Origin of the sequence: Marinitoga aeolica (genome assembly GCF_029910535.1) — a bacterium.
Classification (GTDB): Bacteria; Thermotogota; Thermotogae; order Petrotogales; family Petrotogaceae; genus Marinitoga; species Marinitoga aeolica.
Window position 1 is genome coordinate 2321674 of sequence record NZ_CP069362.1, and the last position, 21587, is coordinate 2343260.

16 protein-coding genes, 1 tRNA gene and 1 riboswitch are annotated in these 21587 nt (G+C 25.6%); of the genes, 14 read left to right on the forward strand and 3 right to left on the reverse strand.

From position 1 onward, the window contains the following. The first annotated feature begins 115 nt into the window (after window positions 1-115). The 11 genes from JRV97_RS11020 (at window position 116) to JRV97_RS11070 (ending at window position 15336) form a co-directional block, all read left to right on the forward strand. Window positions 116-3379, forward strand: coding sequence for a PD-(D/E)XK nuclease family protein (locus JRV97_RS11020; RefSeq protein WP_280998838.1), 3264 nt, complete (start codon window positions 116-118; stop codon window positions 3377-3379). Then, window positions 3379-6537 carry a UvrD-helicase domain-containing protein gene (locus JRV97_RS11025; RefSeq protein ID WP_280998840.1) on the forward strand — a complete coding sequence of 1053 codons (3159 nt, stop codon included), beginning with the start codon at window positions 3379-3381 and terminating at the stop codon, window positions 6535-6537. The genes JRV97_RS11020 and JRV97_RS11025 overlap by 1 nt, the downstream gene beginning before the upstream one ends. A gap of 302 nt (window positions 6538-6839) precedes the next feature. Continuing rightward, window positions 6840-6930, forward strand: a tRNA-Ser gene (locus tag JRV97_RS11030). Between the two features lie 277 nt (window positions 6931-7207). After that, window positions 7208-7382: riboswitch (Lysine riboswitch) on the forward strand. Between the two features lie 78 nt (window positions 7383-7460). Beyond that, complete coding sequence (locus JRV97_RS11035) at window positions 7461-8444, forward strand: aspartate-semialdehyde dehydrogenase (protein WP_280998842.1); 984 nt, start codon at window positions 7461-7463, stop codon at window positions 8442-8444. 4 nt (window positions 8445-8448) lie between these two features. Continuing rightward, window positions 8449-9672 (forward strand): diaminopimelate decarboxylase family protein, encoded by a 1224-nt coding sequence (locus tag JRV97_RS11040; RefSeq protein WP_280998844.1) that lies wholly within the window; start codon window positions 8449-8451, stop codon window positions 9670-9672. Beyond that, window positions 9665-10540 (forward strand): 4-hydroxy-tetrahydrodipicolinate synthase, encoded by an 876-nt coding sequence (gene dapA / locus JRV97_RS11045; RefSeq protein ID WP_280998861.1) that lies wholly within the window; start codon window positions 9665-9667, stop codon window positions 10538-10540. Before JRV97_RS11040 ends, dapA begins: the two co-directional genes overlap by 8 nt. Beyond that, window positions 10537-11193 carry a 4-hydroxy-tetrahydrodipicolinate reductase gene (locus tag JRV97_RS11050; RefSeq protein WP_280998862.1) on the forward strand — a complete coding sequence of 219 codons (657 nt, stop codon included), beginning with the start codon at window positions 10537-10539 and terminating at the stop codon, window positions 11191-11193. The genes dapA and JRV97_RS11050 overlap by 4 nt, the downstream gene beginning before the upstream one ends. Before the next feature lie 15 nt (window positions 11194-11208). Next, a complete protein-coding gene (dapD, locus tag JRV97_RS11055; protein ID WP_280998863.1) occupies window positions 11209-11901 on the forward strand; it encodes a 2,3,4,5-tetrahydropyridine-2,6-dicarboxylate N-acetyltransferase in 693 nt (230 codons plus the stop codon). Window positions 11902-11909: 8 nt separating this feature from the next. Then, window positions 11910-13100 carry an aspartate kinase gene (locus JRV97_RS11060; protein WP_280998865.1) on the forward strand — a complete coding sequence of 397 codons (1191 nt, stop codon included), beginning with the start codon at window positions 11910-11912 and terminating at the stop codon, window positions 13098-13100. Continuing rightward, complete coding sequence (locus tag JRV97_RS11065; RefSeq protein WP_280998867.1) at window positions 13097-14233, forward strand: aspartate aminotransferase family protein; 1137 nt, start codon at window positions 13097-13099, stop codon at window positions 14231-14233. The genes JRV97_RS11060 and JRV97_RS11065 overlap by 4 nt, the downstream gene beginning before the upstream one ends. Further along, window positions 14230-15336: an amidohydrolase gene (locus JRV97_RS11070; RefSeq protein WP_280998869.1), complete on the forward strand. Its 1107-nt coding sequence runs from the start codon at window positions 14230-14232 to the stop codon at window positions 15334-15336. Before JRV97_RS11065 ends, JRV97_RS11070 begins: the two co-directional genes overlap by 4 nt. A gap of 20 nt (window positions 15337-15356) precedes the next feature. On the opposite strand, the gene JRV97_RS11075 is transcribed toward JRV97_RS11070, so the two are convergent. The 3 genes from JRV97_RS11075 to JRV97_RS11085 form a co-directional block, all read right to left on the reverse strand. Beyond that, window positions 15357-15812, reverse strand: a complete 456-nt coding sequence (locus JRV97_RS11075; protein WP_280998871.1) for a hypothetical protein — start codon at window positions 15810-15812, stop codon at window positions 15357-15359. A gap of 111 nt (window positions 15813-15923) precedes the next feature. Next, window positions 15924-16718, reverse strand: coding sequence for a diguanylate cyclase domain-containing protein (locus tag JRV97_RS11080; protein ID WP_280998873.1), 795 nt, complete (start codon window positions 16716-16718; stop codon window positions 15924-15926). A 206-nt stretch (window positions 16719-16924) separates the two neighbouring features. Beyond that, a complete protein-coding gene (locus tag JRV97_RS11085) occupies window positions 16925-17089 on the reverse strand; it encodes a hypothetical protein (RefSeq protein ID WP_280998875.1) in 165 nt (54 codons plus the stop codon). A gap of 231 nt (window positions 17090-17320) precedes the next feature. Between JRV97_RS11085 and JRV97_RS11090 the strand changes: the two genes are divergently transcribed. The 3 genes from JRV97_RS11090 to JRV97_RS11100 all read left to right on the forward strand — a co-directional run bounded on the left by JRV97_RS11090 (window position 17321) and on the right by JRV97_RS11100 (window position 21512). Beyond that, window positions 17321-18658 (forward strand): TldD/PmbA family protein, encoded by a 1338-nt coding sequence (locus JRV97_RS11090; protein WP_280998877.1) that lies wholly within the window; start codon window positions 17321-17323, stop codon window positions 18656-18658. 13 nt (window positions 18659-18671) lie between these two features. Continuing rightward, window positions 18672-19898, forward strand: a complete 1227-nt coding sequence (locus JRV97_RS11095; RefSeq protein ID WP_280998879.1) for a metallopeptidase TldD-related protein — start codon at window positions 18672-18674, stop codon at window positions 19896-19898. 72 nt (window positions 19899-19970) lie between these two features. Further along, window positions 19971-21512 carry an ATP-binding protein gene (locus tag JRV97_RS11100; RefSeq protein ID WP_280998881.1) on the forward strand — a complete coding sequence of 514 codons (1542 nt, stop codon included), beginning with the start codon at window positions 19971-19973 and terminating at the stop codon, window positions 21510-21512. The last annotated feature ends 75 nt before the right edge of the window (window positions 21513-21587 follow it).

The following is a 21587-nucleotide window of genomic DNA, read 5'->3' on the forward strand; positions in this document are numbered from 1 at the left end:
CTTCATCACTTTGACTTTTATAAATAAGATGATATAATTTATTAAGATAGAATGTTAATTTTTTTAATAAAATTATTATTAATATGTATTTAAAGTTGAAAACGAGAGGTGAACCATGAAAAAAGCAATATTGATAGATTTAGAAAAAGAACATTTTAATAGAATTGCTGATTTTATATTACCATTATATAAAAAAGAACCTTTGAATTTTTTATTTATTGGTCCATCAGGTGATTATGTAAAGCAAGTAGCAGAAAATATTGCTCGAAAAATAGACAAAACCTTAAACAGAGATGCATTTAGAGTTATAAATCAATATATAGTGGAATTATTTAAAAAATACGAACCTTCTTCACTTTTTATAGATAGAGAATTCTTAAAAGCGTATATAGCAAAAGAATTAGAAGATTTAATTGAATTAGAAAAAAATAATATTGAATTTAAAAATTATCTGAAAACTCTTTCAAAATCCAAACAGTCAATTGAATATTTACTAGAAATTTTTGAGAAAAAATGGGAAATCTCTAGAATATCCGATAAGGAGATTATTAAAAAAAATGAATTATATTCAGAAATAGATAAAGATATAGAAAGTGATGATAGCTTATTAAAATTATATAAACATTTAGAAGAAAAATTGGAAGATATTTTAAATGCAAAGTTTGATAATTCAAAAATAGAAAACAAAAATTATGATCAAATAAGTGTATATAAGTGGTTCTACGAAGAATTTTCTAAAATAGAGAATAAATTAGGAAATACTTTAGTAATAGGAGGATTTTTTGATTTACCTCCTATTTTAATGAACGTATTAAGAACATTATTTGATATGTTTGATAATGTATATTTTTTGGCATGGAATCCTGTAAATGATGAATCATTTGATAGTCTAAACAAAATACTTTTATTTTTAAAAGATAATGGTTTTATTTTTAATAGCAAAATAGGGGATTTAAAAAACATTTTTTCTGAAACCAATTTTTTTAAATCACAATTTAAAAATAATATTTTGGAAATAGAAAATATTGCTAAAGAAATAAAAAGGAAAATTATATATGAAAATTACGAACCCCAAGATTTTGGAATAATTGTTTCTGATAGCCAAACTGCAAATTCATTTGCAGAGTTTTTTGATGAGTTAAATGTACCTTATAGATTGAAAAATGATATACCTCTTTCAGAAAGTTTGGTTGTTTCAAAACTATTATTGCCTTTAAAAACAAAATATTCTGGATATGAAATCAATGATTTAATAGCTCTAATAGAAACAGGCTATGGGGGTGAAAGAACATTATCTATTGATGAAATAGAAAATATATTAAAAAATTTAAATTTATTCTATGACTTTCCAAAATCCACCTTGAATAGCAGAAGAAATAAATGGTTGGAAACTATAGAAATAAGAATAAATGAAATAAATAATGAACTTAATTCCTCTGATGAAAAAGAAAGACTTGAAAAACAATTAGAAGAATTGGAAGAAGTACATTCATTATTCAAATCGTTATTTGATTTATTAGAAGAAATAGATAAAAATGATTTTGAATTATCTTATTATAGAAATTTATTAAACAAATGGATAGATAAAGGAATAATTAATTTCAAAAATATAGAAAAAGTAGAAAGCGAATTAAATGCATTATATAAATTTCAAGAGCTATTATTAAAAACGGAAAGAAATTTAGAAAAATTAGTGACAGGTAATATTAAACTTTCTAAATTCTATAATATTTTATCCAGTTTAATAGAAACAGAAAAATATAGAATATCTGAAAGATATTCCAATACTGTAGAAATATTTAGCTTAAATGATTCGAGATTTATACATAAAAAATATAAGATTTTTGTATCTTTTACTGATAACAATTATCCTTCTATTGGAGTAAATCCTCTTCTTTCATATATTACAGAAAACAATAATTACTCAAAAATTTCAGAATTGCAATTTAGGGAAAATTTATACATTTCCATGATTTTTGCTGATAATGTTATTTTCACATATCCAAAAGCTACACTCTCCGGAGAAGAAATACTTGCATCCCCATATGAAAAAGATTTTGAAAAAATATTTAAAATACATGAATATAATTTCTTCTCAAAAAGTGAAGAAATTATTCCAGAAACTTCTGATGAAATATATTCATTTGATCAGGCTGCATTATATTTTACATACAATAAATTAGATTCTGAAATTGATGAAATTAATGAGATTATTAAAGAAGTTAATGAGTTAAATAATAAAAAGAATAATAACAAGTGGATATTAAATGATAAATATGATATTGGAGAAATCAGTCATAATAAAATATCTACATATGTAGATTGCCCATTCAAATATTATTTAAGTTATATAGCAAAAATAAAAACAAATAAAGATTTTTCTGTTTTTTATGTTGGGAATTTAAAACATAAAATAATGAAAAAATTATTTGATAAATATCCTAATTATAATGAAATAAAATCAAAATTACAAAATATGGATGAATTATATGATGAAATAAAGAATATCGCATATGATGTATGGGATAACTCTGGGATTGAAGAATTAAAAACATATAAAATAGTAAAAGAAATTGAAATAGAAGAAATATCCGTCGAAGTTCTCAATGTAATTGAAAAATTAATAATTTCATATATTTATTTCGGATCTTCAAGAGGAAAAAATAAAGAAGAAAAAACGATCTTATATGATAAAGTATTAAAAAGTGAATATTCTATTTTTGGAGAATATAACAATCATACTTTATTTTCAAGAATAGATAGAATAGATATTTTAAATGAAGATTTGCGTCTTGAATATAATAAAAAAAATGAATTAAAACCTTTAAATAAAATAGAAAAAACATCTTATTCTATTATTGATTATAAAAACAAAAACAGCTTTCAATCAGAACAATTATTCTTCTATTATTTAATTTTATTGAATAATAAAGAGTGGAGAGAGAAAATTAAAAATCACTCTGTTTTTCTCAATTTTTTACCAATGAGTGAGATAAATGGGAAATATAAATCATTGCAATGGATAAAAATAGAAAATGAATCTATATATATAAAATATCCCGGAAATTCCACATCCTATGAACAAATAAGTTTAAGGGAATTCGAGATTTGGTTTAATGATATTATTAATTCTATTAGAAACTCTGAATTTTTACCGGCATTTATTGAAGAAGCGAAAAATTTAAAACTCAGGTTTTTAGATTATTTAAAAGATAAAGGGTATAATGTACAAAATTCAAATGAAAAATACTATTCTTGTATAGTTGGAAATGGGAACTATTGTGAATATCATAAACTATGCAGTTTATTATTATGGTCTGGAAATTATTCCTTAAGTAATAGAGGTCATATTACTAATAGTAATAGAGGTGGGAAATAATGTCTAATACTTTAAATATAGAAGAAATGAAAAAAAACTTAGATAAAAATTATTTCATATCTGCTTCTGCTGGAACAGGAAAAACATATACCATAACTCAATACTATTTAGCAATATTAGAAAAATATGAAAAAGAAAATAATGCAGATATTATTCAAAACATCTTAGCAGTTACATTCACTAATAAAGCCGCAGGAGAAATGAAAGAAAGAATATTAGAAGAAGTTGATAAAAAATTAGAAAAAGGAAAAAATTATAAATATTGGAGACAAATAAAAACTAATTTAAATAGAGCCTGGATAATGACAATAGACAGTTTTTGCTCAAGAATCTTAAGAGAAAATAATATAGTAATTGGAGTTGATCCGAATTTTACAATAATAAATGAATTAAGAATGGAAATAGAAATAGAAAAAGCTGTATATAATACTTTAAAAATATTATTTAAATTATATGAAAACCCCGAAAATGATTTAGATGAATTAACCAATTTCCTAAATGACAGAAAATTTATAGTCAAGAAATATTTAAAAGAAATAATTGACAACAAAGATAAATTTTCCAATTCTTTGAAATATATTCTTAAAGAATTGAAATTAGATACTTTTAAAAAGGTATTATCAGATACTTTAAAAAACTGGAGAACTGAAATGAAATTAAGTTCTGTTCCAGAATTCGATTTGATTAATAAGGATTTCAATGATGTATTATGGTTATTTAAAATAGCGGTTTTAATTGCTCAAGAGATATATTATTCATATACCAACGACCAATATCAATTTGATTTTAAAGGCGTTTTAGACAAAACACTTGAAACTCTTGATGAAGAAAGAATAAAAGAAAAATATCAAAGAAAATTTAAATATATAATAGTTGACGAATATCAAGATACCAATTTTCTCCAAAAAGCTTTATTTGATAAGATTCATAATGATAATAATTATATATTTTATGTGGGAGATAGAAAACAATCTATTTATAGATTCAGAGGAGCTGATGTATCTGTTTTTGCTGTAACTGAACAAGAATTTGATGAAAATAGTAGATTTCAATTAAATGTAAATAGACGTTCCAATGCTTCTATAGTTGAGTTTGCAAATGCTTTTTCTAAAGATGTTTTATTTAATAAAGAATTATTAGAAAGCTATTATAATGCTGAATATAAAAATGTTTTTAATAATTTATTATATAGTGAAGATAAAGATAGATCAGAATATGAAAAGAAAACTATAAATGATATTATTCCCTCAATTGGAAATGATGATAAATATAGAATAAAATACATATTTGTTTCTAAAAATACAGATAATAAAGGTTATGTAGAATATGAAACTATTGCTAAAACTATAAATTCCTTAATTGGAAAAAAGATGAAATTTAGAAAAAGAGAAAATGGGAAGATAATTTTTGAAGAAAGAGAAATTAAATATAATGATATCGCTGTTTTGGTTAAAGAACTCAAAAATTCCGAAGAACCTATAAGAAATGCTTTTAAGAAATATAATATACCATTTTATATATTAGGTAGTAAATCATTTTATAATAAAAATGAGGTGCAAACAGTATTTTCGGCTTTGAATGCTGTGCAAAATCCACATAATGATTTTAATTTTACAGGTTATATGATGTCATTAATGGTTGGCATGAATTTTGAAAAATTGAATGAATTAGTAAAAATCAAAAAAGAAAAGAATTATAAATCATTATATGAAACAGCAGAGAAAGAAAATATTTTATCTAAAGCAGAAAGAAAAGGGCTCGAAGTATTAAAAAAATATGTAGAATTAAAATATTATTTAAAACCAACTATAATATTAAAAGGATTAATAACAGAAAATAATTATTTTTCAAAATTGACTATTTTACCAGATTCACATTATGCTATTGCTAATGTTAAAAAGCTTATTAATGAAGCAGAAAAGTATAATACTTTAGCTGTTTCTTTTTCTGAATTAATTAGATTACTTAGAAAGACCTCGGAACTCACAGAAAGCGAAGCGGCAATTGAAGATGAAAAACAAAATGTTGTAAGAGTTTTAACCATTCATAAGTCCAAAGGATTGGAATTTCCTATTGTGATTTTAAGCGGATTAGATAAAAAATCACAAATTGATAGCGAAGAAAAAATTGATGAAGATATGAAAATCTCTACAGAAAGCGTTGAATTTTCTCTTCCAGATAATAATATTAGATATTTTGTTTTAAAAAAACTTTTTTTGAAAAAAATAAAAAGCATGGATATTTCATCATTATCAATGCAAGATAAGATAAAAATAGAACTTGGTGAAAAGTATTTAAAGATGTTTGACATTAATAAATTTTTAGAGGATACAGAAGAATTAAGATTATTATATGTTGCCATAACAAGACCAAAAGAAATGTTAATTCCTATTATTGTTGAAAAAGAAAAAAATAAATCAAATACACTATCAGACTTATTTAAAAAGGTAAAATATGAAAAGATAGATATTATCTCGTTTAACGATTTAAAATATGAAATAAAACACAAAGAAGAAAAGATAAAAGATAAAATAAAAGATATTAAAGAAGAAAATCTAAAAGATTTAACTGATTTTGCATATAAAAAGTACATTGCTCCTACATATATTATCAATGAATTAAAAAGAGAAGAAAACAGTGAAGATTTAACCGATGAAAATTATATAAAAGTAGATTTAAATGATTTCTTTTCAGAACAGGAATTTATTCTAAAAGGCACTGAATTACATTCTTTAATGGAAAGTATAAATAGTTTTAGCCAGATAAAAAATTTAATAAAATTAAAAATATTACCAGAAGAATTAGATAATAGTTTAATAAAAAGATTATTTTCATATAAAAATTTTAAAACAGAGTGGAGATTAGTAAAAAGAAAGGTCATAAATGACAGAGAATATATGATTTTCGGGGTGCCCGATAGAGTTGTATTTGATGAAAATAATAATATAGAAGTATTAGATTATAAATATTCTGATTTAAATAATCCAAATAAAATAGAAGATTATAAATTCCAATTACAATTTTATATGTATCTTTTAAAAGATTTTGGAATTCCTCAAAAAGGATATATTATTAGTTTAAAAAATGGTAAGATAATAGAAGTTGAATATGATGAAGAATTTGAAGAAAAATTAGAATCAAAAATTAAACCATTATAGTTTAATAAATATTCTAAATATGTTTAATTATGCTGTCCAAAAAGTTTAAAAGAAGTGAAGACTCGAAGATTGCCTTTAAAAATTATGAATGAAAGCCGTCAAAAAAACAGGATGTTTTTTTGAGTGAAGCTTTTGCATGGATGCAAAATCTGAACGACGGCTGGGAATGAATAATTTTTAAAGATTTGCAATCAAGCTGTCTGAACGATTTTAACTTTTTGGACAACCTATGTTTAATTTATACACTTGACTAAAAGCAAAAGTTATGATAAAATATGTTGGAAAGTTAATATTGTGAAGATGGAGAGATGGCCGAGCGGTCTAAGGCGCACGCCTGGAGAGCGTGTGACGGGCACAACCCGTCCGTGGGTTCAAATCCCACTCTCTCCGCCAGGAAGAGCAGGATTTCCTGCTCTTTTTTTATTTTAGATTTTGTGATATAATATATTAAACAAAATTAAAAAATAATCAGGAGGATATAATGACTTTTTTTGAAAAATGGAAAATGAGATGTCCAATTATTAGATTTATAGAACGCTTGAGAATGAAAAGAATAAAGGTAAAAGTTAATAAAATAAAAATAAAATGAATGTATTAACATAAATATAACTACCAAGAAAATAAATCTTAAATTTAATTTGTTAAACTACGGAAAAGTTAATATGTTTTACGAACAAACGGAGGCGCAACTGAGATGAGTAATCTACCTATCGCTTGGGTAGGCTTGGGGTAGGTGAAAGGCGAGGTTGCCGAAGGATGTAAGATTTACCCGTCTTACATGCCTGGTTGTATAGGGAATACCTATGCGACTGTCGCATGATTGCATGCGGAGAGCCGTTTGGGATAATATGTTATATATAATATTATTTCAAATATTGGCCTTCCCATGCGGAAGGCCAATTTTATTTTAGAGGAGGGAGAATATGAAAGTTGGTGTAGTTGGTGCAACAGGTGAAGTTGGAAGAACAATGGTTAAGGTATTAGAAGAAAAAAATATTGATATTAATGAATTGCGATTATTTGCAAGTAAAAAATCTGAAGGAAAAGAGATTAAATTTAAAGATAAAATATATTATGTTGAAGAATTAACTGAAGAAAAAATGAAAGAAAAATATGATTATTTATTATTTTCTGCTGGAGGTTCCGTTTCTAAAAAATATGCTCCAATTGCGAGTGAATATGGTAATACTGTAATAGATAATTCTTCAGCTTTTAGAATGGTGAATGATATACCTTTAGTTGTTCCAGAAATAAATGGAGATATTATAAAAGGATATAGAGGAATTATTGCAAATCCTAACTGTTCTACTATTCAAATGGTATTAGCTCTAAGAAATGTAGAAAAAGAATTAGGGATTTCAGAAATTTTTGTAAGCACTTATCAAGCAGTTTCTGGAGCTGGAAATAAAGGTATAAAAGAATTATTAGATCAACAAAATGGTATAAATAATATAAATCATTTTCCAGAAATAATAAACAATAATGTAATACCGATAATAGGACCTGTATTAGAAAATGGATTTACAGAAGAAGAAATGAAAATGGTAAATGAAACAAGAAAAATATATGATGATTATGGTATTAAAGTTTATCCAACAGCTGTAAGAGTTCCTGTATTATACGGACATTCTGAAAGTATTACTTTTAGGGTAAAAAAGAAATCAACATTAGAAGATGTTAAAAAGCTTTTATCTTCAGTAGATAATGTAGTATATACAGATGATTTAGTAACTCCTATAAACATAGCTGGATCAGATATTACATATGTTTCCAGATTAAGGCAAATGGACGAAACAACTTTTTTAATATGGGTTGTAGCAGATAATGTTAGAGTTGGAGCTGCAACAAATGCTGTAAGAATATTATTAAAACATTATGAATTAAATAATAATAAAAGAGATGAGTGAAAATATGAAAAAATTTCCTTTTAAAAATGAAATACACCAGTTATTAAAAAAATATCCAACACCATTTTATGTATATGATGAAATAGGAATATTAAATTCATTGAAAAAATTACAAAATGCATTTTCTTGGTGTGAATTTAAAGAATATTTTGCTGTTAAGGCTACCCCTACACCTTATATTTTAAAAATTTTAGGAAAAAATAATTGTGGAACAGATTGTAGTTCATTAGCAGAATTATATTTGTCAGAAATGGTTAATATTACAGGAGAAAATATATTATTTACTTCAAATAATACACCTATAGAAGAATATAAAAAAGCATATGAGTTAGGAGCTATAATAAATTTTGATGATATAGGTCATATTGATAAATTTATTAAAGAAGTTGGAATTCCCAAAATAGCTTCTATAAGATATACCCCTAAAGAAGCTTTTGGAACAGAAATAATTGGTGATCCAGTGAATTCAAAATTTGGAATGCCTTTTAATAAATTGTTAGAAGGATATAAAAAGATGAAAGATATAGGAGTAAAAAGATTTGGTTTACATGCAATGCTCGTATCAAATACATTAGATGAAGACTTGATTGCAAAAAATACAGAGATAATATTCAAAGCAGTTAATGAATTATCTAATATATTAAATATAGAATATGAGTTTATTGATATTGGTGGTGGTTTTGGAATCCCATATAAACCAGATGATAAAGAATTAGATTTGCATTTATTAAGCAATAATATAAAAGAATTGTATGAAAAACATTTTAAAGAATTTAAACCAAAAATATTTACAGAGAATGGAAGATATATCACAGGTCCCCACGGATACTTAATTACAAAGGTTTTACATATTAAAGAAAGTTATAAAACATATGTTGGTGTAGATGCAAATATGGCTAATTTAATGAGACCAGGAATGTATGGAGCATATCATCACATATCTGTATTGGGTAAAGAAGGTAACTTTAAAAAATATGATGTTGTAGGCTCATTATGTGAGAATAACGATAAATTTGCTATAGATAGAGAATTACCTGAGTTAGAAGAAGGAGATATTTTAATCATACACGACGCAGGAGCACACGGCCATTCTATGGGATTTAATTATAATGGTAAGCTTAGATCTGCAGAGTTTATATATGATGGAAATGAATTTAAAATGATTAGAAGAGCACAAACATTGGATGATTATTTTTCAACAATACAAGGAGGGGATATTTATGTTTAAAGGCGTTGGAACTGCAATTATTACACCATTCGATGAAAATTATAATGTTGATTACAAAGCATTAGAAGAATTTGTAAATTTTCAATTAGATTATGTGGATGCATTAATTGTATTAGGCACTACAGGTGAGGCACCTACTATTAATGAGGATGAAAGAGAAAAAATAGTTTCTACAGTAGTTAATGTGACAAATAAAAAAGTTCCTGTAATAGTTGGAACAGGCTCAAATAATCCAGAACATGTTTTACATAATAATAAATTAGCGGAAAAATCTGGTGCTGATGGATTACTTATTGTTAGTCCATATTATAATAAATCAACACAAAAAGGATTAGTGGAATATTTTTCATATGTTGCACAAAGAACAGATCTTCCTATAATATTATATAATGTACCTTCAAGAACAGGAGGAAATATATTACCAGATACTGCTATAGAAATATTTGAAAAAAATGCAAATGTTATAGGAATAAAAGAAGCCAGTGGGAATATTTCTCAAATTGCAGAATTAATATCAAAAAAACCTAAAGATATGAAGGTATATTCTGGAAATGATGATCAAGCATTACCATTAATGGCATTGGGCGGAGATGGAGTTATATCCGTTTTTTCAAATGTTTTGCCAAACCAAATGAAAGAATTAACTCAGTCAATTTTAAATAATGATTATGCAAAAGCTCAAGAAATAAATAATAAGTATAACATTTTAATGAGAAAACTATTTATTGAAGTTAATCCTATTCCTGTTAAATATGCAGTTTCTAAACTGGGATACTGTAAAAATATTTTAAGATTACCATTAATTCCAATAAGCGAATCAGGAAAAGAGGTAATTGATAATTTGTTTGAGGAGATGAATATATTATGAAATATGGAATTATAGGAAGAAATGGAAGAATGGGAAATGAAATATACAATCTATTTTCTGAAAAAGGTCATGAATTAGTTTTTTCATATGATAATACTGGAGAAAAATTTTTAGAAAAACCACAAGTGTTAATTGATTTTTCATTACCAGAAGCATTTGAAAAGACTATTGAATATGTTGATAAATTCCATTGTTCTTTAATTATTGGTACTACTGGATTAAGTGAAATACAGTTAAAAAAATTACATGAAATTGCCCAGAATGTTCCGGTTATACAAAGTTATAATTTTTCTTTAGGTATTCAAGTACTCTTAAAACTTGTAAAAGTTGCAAATGAATTATTAGATGATGTTGATATTGAAATATCAGAAACACATCATAGATTTAAAAAAGATAAACCATCTGGAACTGCTAAGATGATTAAAAAGGTTATAGGAAAAGATGTAAATATATCATCATTGAGATTAGGGAATATACCAGGAGATCATACCATATATTTTGGTAATTTAGGAGAAGTAATAAGTATATCTCATAGGGCATTATCTAGAAGGACATTTGCTGAAGGAGTATTAAAGTCTGCAGAATTTGCATTAAAAACTGTAGCAGGTTTTTATACTTTTCAAGATGTTTTTGAAATAACTATGAAAAGATGAGAAGGAGGAAATAATATGGATTCATATGAAATAATTGAATATATTGCAAAATCAAAAAAAGTAACACCAATAAAAGTTTATATAAAAGGTGATATAAAAGATTTACCATTTGAAGAATATTATGGTGATGATAATTGCGGTATATTATTCTGTGAATTAGATGAATTCGAAAAATATTTAAGTGAAAATAAAGAAAAGATAGAAAAATATAGGATAGAAATGGATAGAAGAAATTCTGCAATTCCATTGTTAGATTTGAAGAAAATAAATGCAAGAATAGAGCCTGGTGCAATAATTAGAGATTTAGTTAAGATAGGTGATAATGCTGTTATTATGATGGGAGCTGTAATAAATATTGGAGCAAAAATTGGTAAAAAAACAATGATAGATATGAATGTCGTTGTAGGTGGAAGAGCACAAATTGGAGATAATTGTCATATAGGTGCAGGATCTGTTATAGCAGGTGTTATAGAACCGCCAAGTGCAGATCCTGTAGTGATAGAAGATAATGTTTTAATTGGAGCAAATGCTGTTGTACTTGAAGGAGTAAGAATAGGTAGAAATTCTGTTGTGGCAGCTGGGTCTGTTGTTACAAAAAATGTTGAGCCAAATACTGTAGTTGCAGGAGTTCCAGCAAGAGTAATAAAAAAAGTTGATGAAAAAACAAAGGATAAAACAAAATTATTAGATGAATTAAGAAATTTGTAGGTGATAAAATGAATATAGTTGTTCAAAAATATGGTGGTTCATCTGTAGCAGATACTGAAAAAATAAAATTTGTAGCTAATAAGGTTAAAAAGAGAGTTGATGAAGGTTATAAGATAGTAGTAATTGTTTCGGCTATGGGTAAAACCACAGATAATTTAATTAAATTAGCAAAAGAAATATCAGAAAAACCACATCCTAGGGAATTAGATATGTTGCTTACTACAGGAGAACAAGTATCTGTAGCATTGCTATCAATGGCATTAATAGATTTAAATGTAAACACAAAATCTTTAAATGCTTTTCAAGCGGGGATATTTACAACATCTGATTTTAACAAAGCCAGAATACAAAAATTTAAAGTATCAAAAATAATAGACTTATTAAAAGAGCACGATGTTTTAGTAATAACAGGATTTCAAGGAATTACTGAAGAAGGAGATTATACCACTTTAGGTAGAGGAGGTTCAGATACTTCTGCTGTTGCAATAGCAGCTGCTCTTCACTCTGAGTGTGAAATATATAGTGATTTTCCAGGAATTTATACTTTTGATCCAAGAAGATATTCAAATGCCAAAAAATTAAAATATGTAACCTATGATGAAATGCTTGAAATGGCAAGTTTGGGTGCAAAAGTCCTTCACAGTAGAGCAGTAGAAGTAGCAAAAAAATTTAACGTAAAGGTTTATTGTGCGTCTACTTTTTCCGAAGAGGAGGGAACATATGTGGTTGCAGATAATATAGAAAATCCTGTTGTAACAGGAATGAGTGTTATGGAAAATCAGACTCAAGTTACAATAACTAATTTACCTTTTGATCATGCAATAATATATAATATATTTGATAAAATAGCTCAAAAAGGTTTTAATGTGGATATGATTTCCATTATTAATATTAATGATAGACTTAACGTTTCATTTACAATAATAGAAGAAGAAATGGAAAATTTTGATAAATACTTAAAAGAGGCACTTTCGAATTTCAACGAATCTCAGGTAACGTATGAACATGGTTATGCTAAACTTTCAGTAGTGGGCATTGGAATGAAAACAGAAAAAGGAGTTGCATCAAGATTTTTTAAAGCCTTAAAAGATGTGCCACTGAGAATGGTAACAACTTCTGAAATTAAAATTTCATGTTTGTTAGATAAAAAAAATTTAGAAAAAGCAACAAATGCATTGATAAAGGAGTTTGAATTATGATTTTGAAAATGTATGATTATTATAAAATGGATATTGATTATGCTGAAGGTATAAATATTTATACAAAAGATGGGAAAAAATATATTGATACTTTTTCTGGAATAGGAGTTTTAGCTTTAGGACATTCTAATAAAGAATTAATAGAAAGATTAAAAAATAAAATGGATAGATATATGCATTTATCCAACTATTTTTTAGATGAAGATGCAGAATGGGTGGCAAATAAATTAATTGAATTAACAGGTGAAAAAGGTTCTGTGTTTTTTACGAATTCAGGCACTGAAGCTACAGAAGCAGCTTTAAAAGCTATAAAAAAGTTAGCTACAAAAGATAAAAGAAAGATAATATATTTTAATAATGGATTTCATGGTAGAACATTAGGTGCTTTATCTATTAATGGGTTTGAAAATTTAAAAGCTCCGTTTAGGCCACTAATTCCTAATTGTCAGGAATTTGTTTTTAATGATGTAGAAGGATTTAAGGACTACATGGAATTTCATGGTGATGAAGTATTAGCAGTATTTGTAGAACCTATTCAAGGATCAGGTGGAATTGTACCTTTAACTCAAGAATTTGCTGATGTTTTAAGTTATTACCAAAAGGAAAAAAATTATATTCTTGTATCTGATGAAATACAGGCAGGTTTAGGTAGGACAGGAAAGTTTTATTCATATGAGCATTGTAATTTAAAACCTGATATTATTACCATAGGTAAAGCTATAGGTGGTGGATTACCTTTAGGAGCTACAATATTTTTAAATGATACAGCAAATATTTTAAAACCAGGTGATCATGGATCAACATTTGCACCTAATCCTATTGCATTAGCTGGAGCAAGATTTGTTTTAGAAAATATTCCAAATATGTTAGATGACATTAAAGAAAAAGGCAAATATTTTATGGAAAAATTAAATAGCTTAGAATCATTTGAAATAGCAGATATTAGAGGTAAAGGGTTAATGATAGGGATTGAATTAATTGAATCATCACCGGATTTAAAACAGAGAGCCTTTGAAAAAAATTTGCTATTAAATGTTATTTCTAATAATAGTGTTATTAGATTATTACCTGCATTGAATATAACTTATGAGGAAATAGATATTATTATTAATAAATTGGAGGAATTATTATGATATCTCCTATTGAATTAAGACATGTTTTACACCAAAATCCTGAAATTGGATTCATGGAATTTAAAACAACAAAAATTTTAGAAGATGCGATAACTGATTTAGCTAAACATTATAATATAGATATAGAAATATTAAAACCATTAGAGACAGGGTTAATTATTAAATATGCACCTCTAAATAATAATGAATATATATTATTTAGAGCAGATATAGATGCTTTACCTATTAAAGAACAAAATGATGTAGAATTTAAATCAAAAAATGATAATATGCATGCATGTGGTCATGATATGCATATGTCGATTTTATACGGGTTTATGGAATACATATTTAGAAATAAAATCCAAAAGAATATTTTATTTTTATTTCAACCAGCAGAAGAAGGTGGAGGTGGAGCTAAAAAGATTTTAGATACTGGAGTTTTGGATCAATTTAATATAATAAGGGCACATGCTTTACATGTAACTGATGAATATGATAAGGGTATAATTGCAGCATCTAAAGGAGTTTTGTTTGCATCGGCAGTAGAAATTGATATAGAATTTTTGGGTAAAAATGCTCATATAGCTTTTCCACAAGATGGTAAAAATGCGTTAAATGCTATGAGATTGTTTTTAGATGCAGTAGAAAAAATACCAAAAAATCCAGTTCAACCATTAATTTTTGGTATTGGAAAAGTTTTTTCAGGAGAAGTTAGAAATATTATTCCAGCTTATGCAAAAATAGAAGGTAGTATTAGATCTTTAAACTTAGATTATACAATGGAATATATAGAAATTTTAAAAGAAATACTTGAATCAATTAAAAAAATGACAGGGGTAACTTATAAAATAACATTAGGATCTATGTATAAGGAAGTAGTAAATGATGAAAATATATATAATGAATTTGTTGAAAAGTTAAAAGATAAATATCAAATAATTGATTGTGGTTACAAGATGACAGGAGAAGATTTTGGATTTATAGCAGAAAAATATCCTGCTGTTATGTTTTGGTTAGGGACAAAAACGGATAAAAAAGTAGGATTACATTCGCCCGATTTTCTACCTGATGATGATGTGATTAGTATTGGAATTAATATTTATAGTGATTTAATAAAATAGCATACCTTTTCGGGTATGCTTTATTCTTTTTTAAGGTTAAACAATGGTATTTTATTTTCTTTAATTTTTGTTTTCACATGTTTTATAGTATCAATTTCATTATTCATGCTATAAAATGTCCTTGAATTCTCCGGATCTTCAAAATGCCATACTCCTTCATTATCTCTCCATTCTGGTATATTTACCTTATAAATTGTACCTTTATTTGATTGATCAATAACTTCAATAGCTCCCATTTTTTTTAAGTTGCGAATAGCTTGTTCCGTAATTCCATATGAAATCTCCAAAGTTTTTGAAATTTGTCTATAAGATATTGGATAAGTATATTTCCTAGCTTTTCCAAGTTTCCATGAATGAGCAAGGGAGTTTAAATATAAATATATGTATATTTTTGCAGCATTTGCTGGTCTAACAGTAAGTATAAAATATACTGCATTATGAGGTAACATTAAAAAAGCATCATTTAAGTGAAACACTTACATCACATCTCCTTATCTATCTAAATAATTGACCACCTGTTTTTAATTATAACAAAAAATTAAACAAATACAAAAAAATCCCTCCACAATTTGGAGGGATAATAAATATTAACTTATCTTATAATTATTCCTTCCATCTTTTTTCGCACTTATTAAAGCATCATAAGCAATATTATACGGATCTTTAGTATAAATAGCATATTCCGTAATTCCTATACTTACTGTAACTTTAGCTTCTATTCCTTCATATATTATTGGATTACTAACTTCTCTTAAAATTTTTTCAGAAATATTTTTTGCCATTTGTTCATCAATATTTTTTAATACTAATATAAATTCATCGCCACCCATTCTTTCCAATTTAGCATTTTTACTATCTTCATACTCAATTTTTTCAATGGCTAATATTTTTTTAATCCTTTCAGGTATTTTAAATAATACAAAATCTCCAAATTTTCTACCATAATTTTTATTTATATTTGCAAATTTATCTATATCAATTAAAAATAAATAATTCTTTTTTTCCATAATAATACCTCCCTGCAATTTAATAGGTTCAAATAATAATAAATTAATACCTTTCTTTTTAACTTCACTTGGACATACACCAAATTCTTTTTTAAATGCTCTTGAATATGATTCATATGAATTATACTGATATTTAATAGAAATCTCTAGAATATTCATATTTGAATTTACTAAATCTTTTACAGATTCAGAAAGTCTCCTCTTTCTTACATATTCTTTTATTGACATTCCTACGATTAAATTAAATAATTTATATAAATAGGATAATGAATAATTTGCATAGTTAGCTATATCTTCTAAAGAAAAATAATTATCAATATTTTTTTCAATATATTCTAAAGATTTTTGAATACATTCAATTAAATAATTTTCCATTATAACTCCCCCTTCTTTGTGGCGCCACATTAAAATTATATAATAAATATGAAATGTAAGCATGATATTTTTTATCTAAATAGTTATATCTGAAAATCATTTTAAGTTAGAAAAGAAGTTTAAGAAAGTTTTTAAAGAAGGAAAATAGTGAAAAGATTTTTTTGATAATAATTTATATATACATAAAAAAAGGGCATTTGCCCTTTTTATTTTATGTTTTTATCTGTAAGAGTTCCAATAAGTAACCCTGCCCCTATTCCTATCAAAATTGATGCAATAAAATATAATGCAGAAAATTTAAGTAAAATAAATCCAACTCCAATTCCTATAAATGTAAAACCACCTGTAATAAAAAAACTCTTTTTTGTCATTTTCCCACCTCTTTAAAATATATTTTTATTATATGTTTAATTATAGTATATCATAAAACATGGATAATAGATATAACACAATAATTCTGATTTATATATAATTATAATTTAAAAATATAAATGTGTAAATAAATCTATAGAAATAATATCTCATCTATTATTTTTATAAATTCTAAATAAATGCTATAATAAATATATCTTACATTTATTTTTATAGAATGGGGGGATAAAATGTTCAAATTTCCTAAAGGTGTATATGTGGATGTTAGAATAGAAAATGTTTTTGAAACAAGTATTCAAAATACTTTAGGTAGATTAGAAGAATTTAAAGAAAGAAGATATTCAGGAGCTTTTATTAGACTATTTGATGGTAAAAGATGGTATTATTCATCCACAACTGATGTAGAGAATATTCAAAAGGAAATAGATGAATTGTATAAGATTTCATCTCCAAGTGAAGGTATAAATGAACATCCAATAGTAAAAAAATTTGAAGTTCATAATGGGAATTATTTGGAATTTGAAAAAAGCGCTATAGATAATATTGAAAAAAACAAAAAATTAGAACTGATGGAAAAATATATACCAATTGTTTCAGAAAATCAATTTGTTAAATTATGGAAAGCAAATTATGTAGATAAAAAAATAGTTAAACGATTTATATCTTCAAATGGTAGTGATTTTAAATTTGATTTTCAAAGAGTAGGATTTAGAATATTTTTTGAGTTAGTTGATGGAGAAAAAAAGTTTAGTGAAAGATTTGATACTGCATCAAATTATTTTGAAGATTTATATAATTTAGAAGATAAGGTAAAAAAATCACTAGAAGAAGCAATATATTATATGAAAAATGCAGAAGATGTAGAACCTGGACAATATACAGTTATTTTATCACCAGAAGCTGCTGGAGTATTTGCTCATGAAAGTTTTGGTCATAAATCAGAAGCGGATTTTATGATTGGTGATGAAAATATGAAAAAAGAATGGAGTATAGGTAAAAAAGTTGGTTCTGGTATTTTAAGTATTGTAGATGATGGAAATATTAAAGGAGTTGGATATACCCCGTTTGATGATGATGGAACAAAAGCAAAAAAAACATATCTTGTAAAAAATGGTGTTTTATCTGGTAGATTACATAGTGGTATTACAGCAGTTTCATTAAATGAGGAATTGACTGGTAATGCTAGAGCATTGAATTTTGAGTTTGAACCTATAGTGAGAATGACTACAACATATATAAAACCTGGAGAGAAAACATTAGAAGAATTAATATCTGAAGTGGATAATGGATTTTTAATTAAAACTATTAAACATGGATCAGGTATGTCTACTTTTACTATTGCTCCGAGTTTGGCATATAAAATTAAAAATGGGAAGATATATAAACCAGTAAAAATATCTGTTATTACAGGAACTGTTTTTGATACTTTAAATAATATAGATGGCTTATCAAATGAATTGAAATTGTTATCATTTGCATTAGGTGGATGTGGTAAATTTGAACAATATCCTTTACCAGTAGGTTTTGGTGGTCCGTATGTTAGAGTTAAAAATATGAATGTGCAATAGGGGGGGAGAAAAAATGATTAAAGAAAAATATCAAATTCATAATAGGGAATTATCTTTAAATATAGTTCAAACAGAAATAGAGTCAATTAGAAAAAAAGATATTGTTAAGACAGGTATTAGAATATATGACAATGGTAAAATAGGTGTTGCAGGAAGTTTGGGGAATTATAATGAAAAAGAATTAGAAACAAAAGCAAAAGAAAATTTGAAATTAAATATACCATATGAATATGATATAACACAAAATATATCAAGAGAAGAAGTTGAAATTGTAGAAATTTCAGAAAATGAATTTGTGGAGAAGATAGAAAAATTAATGAGAGAAATAAAAGAAAAACATAATGATTTTAGTTTTTCAAATAAAATCACATTAAAAAATAGTATAAAGATACTTGAAAATGATTTAAATACAAAACTATATTCTGAATTAAAATATTTTTCTTTTGAATTAATATTTAAGCACAAAAGTTCTGCTAATATTTTTGATGGATTTGTAGGATATGAGGGTTTTGATTACTCTCATGAGAAATTTATAAATATAGTAGATGAAGTTTGTGGAGCTTTTAATAATGTTGTTGATATTGAGGAAAATGAATATCCAATTATTTTCTTATCAGATGATTTTACAATATTAAAGAAGTTTTATACAGATTTAAACGGATTATCTTTTGGTAGTGAAAGTTCAATTTTTTCCAATAAAATAGGTGAAAAAATATTTTCTAATGATTTTACACTATATCAAAGCAGGAATCATGAAGATGGTATTATAGAACATTTCTTTGATGCAGAAGGAACAATAAATGAAGAAAATAGATTTCCGTTGATAGAAAATGGGGTATTAAAATCCCCTTATACAGACAAAAAAACTGCTAATATGTTTAATTTACCTTTAACAGGAGCAGCTGAAGCTGATTATGATTCCGTACCATCTCTTGGATTTGTTCCAATGTCAATAAAGAAATCAGATAAAACATTAAAAGAATTATTAAATGGGAAAAAAGGAATATTAGTATTTATAGCTTCAGGTGGAGACTTTACTCCTGATGGTAAATTTGGTACTCCAGTACAATTAGGGTTTTTATATGATGGCGAGAAATTAATTGGCAGAGTTCCAGAATTTAAAATAAATTCTGATATATATAGTATGTTTGGTAAAGATTTCATCGGAGTAGGAAAAGATTCAATTACACAATTAGGTAAAAATTTTGGAGTAGTAATTAATATGAAAATTATGAAATGAACCTTATCGTAAAATATATGATATAATTTGTATAGTATATGAACAGAATTGTTAGGTTTGGAGGATAAAACGATGAAAAAATTGCCAATAGGGATACAAGATTATAAAAAAATAATAGAAGGAAATTACATATATGTAGATAAAACAAAATATATATACGAATTAATAAGTTCAGAAGTGCCTATCTTTCTATCTCGTCCAAGAAGATTTGGAAAGAGTTTAACGATATCGACATTATATTACATATTCAAAGGAGAAAAAGAATTATTTAAAGATACATATATATATGACAAATGGGATTTTAAAGAATATCCCATAATAAGATTAAACATTTTATTAGCAGCAACAGATAGCGAAGAAAGATTTAAAAAGAGTTTGACAAAATTAATAAAGCAAGAAGGTCAAAGGAATAATGTTGAAATTATAGAAGAAGATTATAAATTTGCATTTGATGAATTAATAATAAAACTTTCCAAAAAAGGAAAAGTAGTAATATTAGTAGATGAATACGAAAAACCGATATTAGATAATATAAATAACAAAGAAAAAGCAGAAAGATATAGAGAAATATTAAGAGATTTCTATGTAACAATAAAATCCAGGGATGAATACATAAAATTCGTTTTTTTAACAGGAATAACGAAGTTTACTAAAACGGGTGTGTTCTCTGCATTAAATAATTTAAATGACATATCACTAAACAGAAAATACTCTCAAATGTTAGGTTATACCCAAGAAGAATTAGAACATTATTTCAAAGAACACATAGAAGAAACAGCAAAAGAAATGGGAATAAGTAAAGAAGAATTATTAAAAGAAATAAAAACATATTATAATGGATTCTCGTTTGATGGAGAACATTTTGTGTATAATCCATTCTCAGTATTAAGATTCTTTGATGAAAGGAAATTTCAAAATTATTGGTTTGAAAGTGGATCACCATCATTTATATATGAATATGTAAAAGGAAGAAAAATAGAATATGAGGATTTAGTAAAATACACAGTAGATACATTAGACTTTACAACAAGAGAAATAGAAGATGCAAATGCTAATATATTCTTTGCACAAGCAGGATATTTGACATTTAAAGGAATTAAAAAGTATGGAATAACAGAAAAATATATATTAGACTATCCAAATCTTGAAGTAAAAAATAGTTTCTCAAAATTAATATTAGAAGCAAATTATAGTTTAAACGAAGAAACATATGAAAAAATATATGAAATATATGAACTAGTAGAAGAAAATAAGATAGAGGGATTAATAAAAGAAATAAAAAGAATAATAAGTGCAATACCGTATAATTTACATCAAAATAGAGAAAGTTATTATCACTCATTAATATATACGATATTAGCATCAGCGGGATTAAATGTAACAGCAGAAGAATTAACAAATCTTGGAAGAATAGATTTATTATTAGAGCATAATGACAAAATATACTTATTTGAAATAAAACTAGATAAAAGCGCTAAAGAAGCAATAAATCAAATAAAAGAAAAGAAATATTATGAAAAATACACAAGTAGAAATAAAGAAATATATATAATAGGAATAAAGATAAACTCAGAAAAAAGAAATATTGAAGAATATATTATTGAAAAAATATAAATACTTTGTCAACAATCTAATATGCCGGTGTTTTACCGGCATATTTTGTTTTTATAGAAATATATAGTATAATTA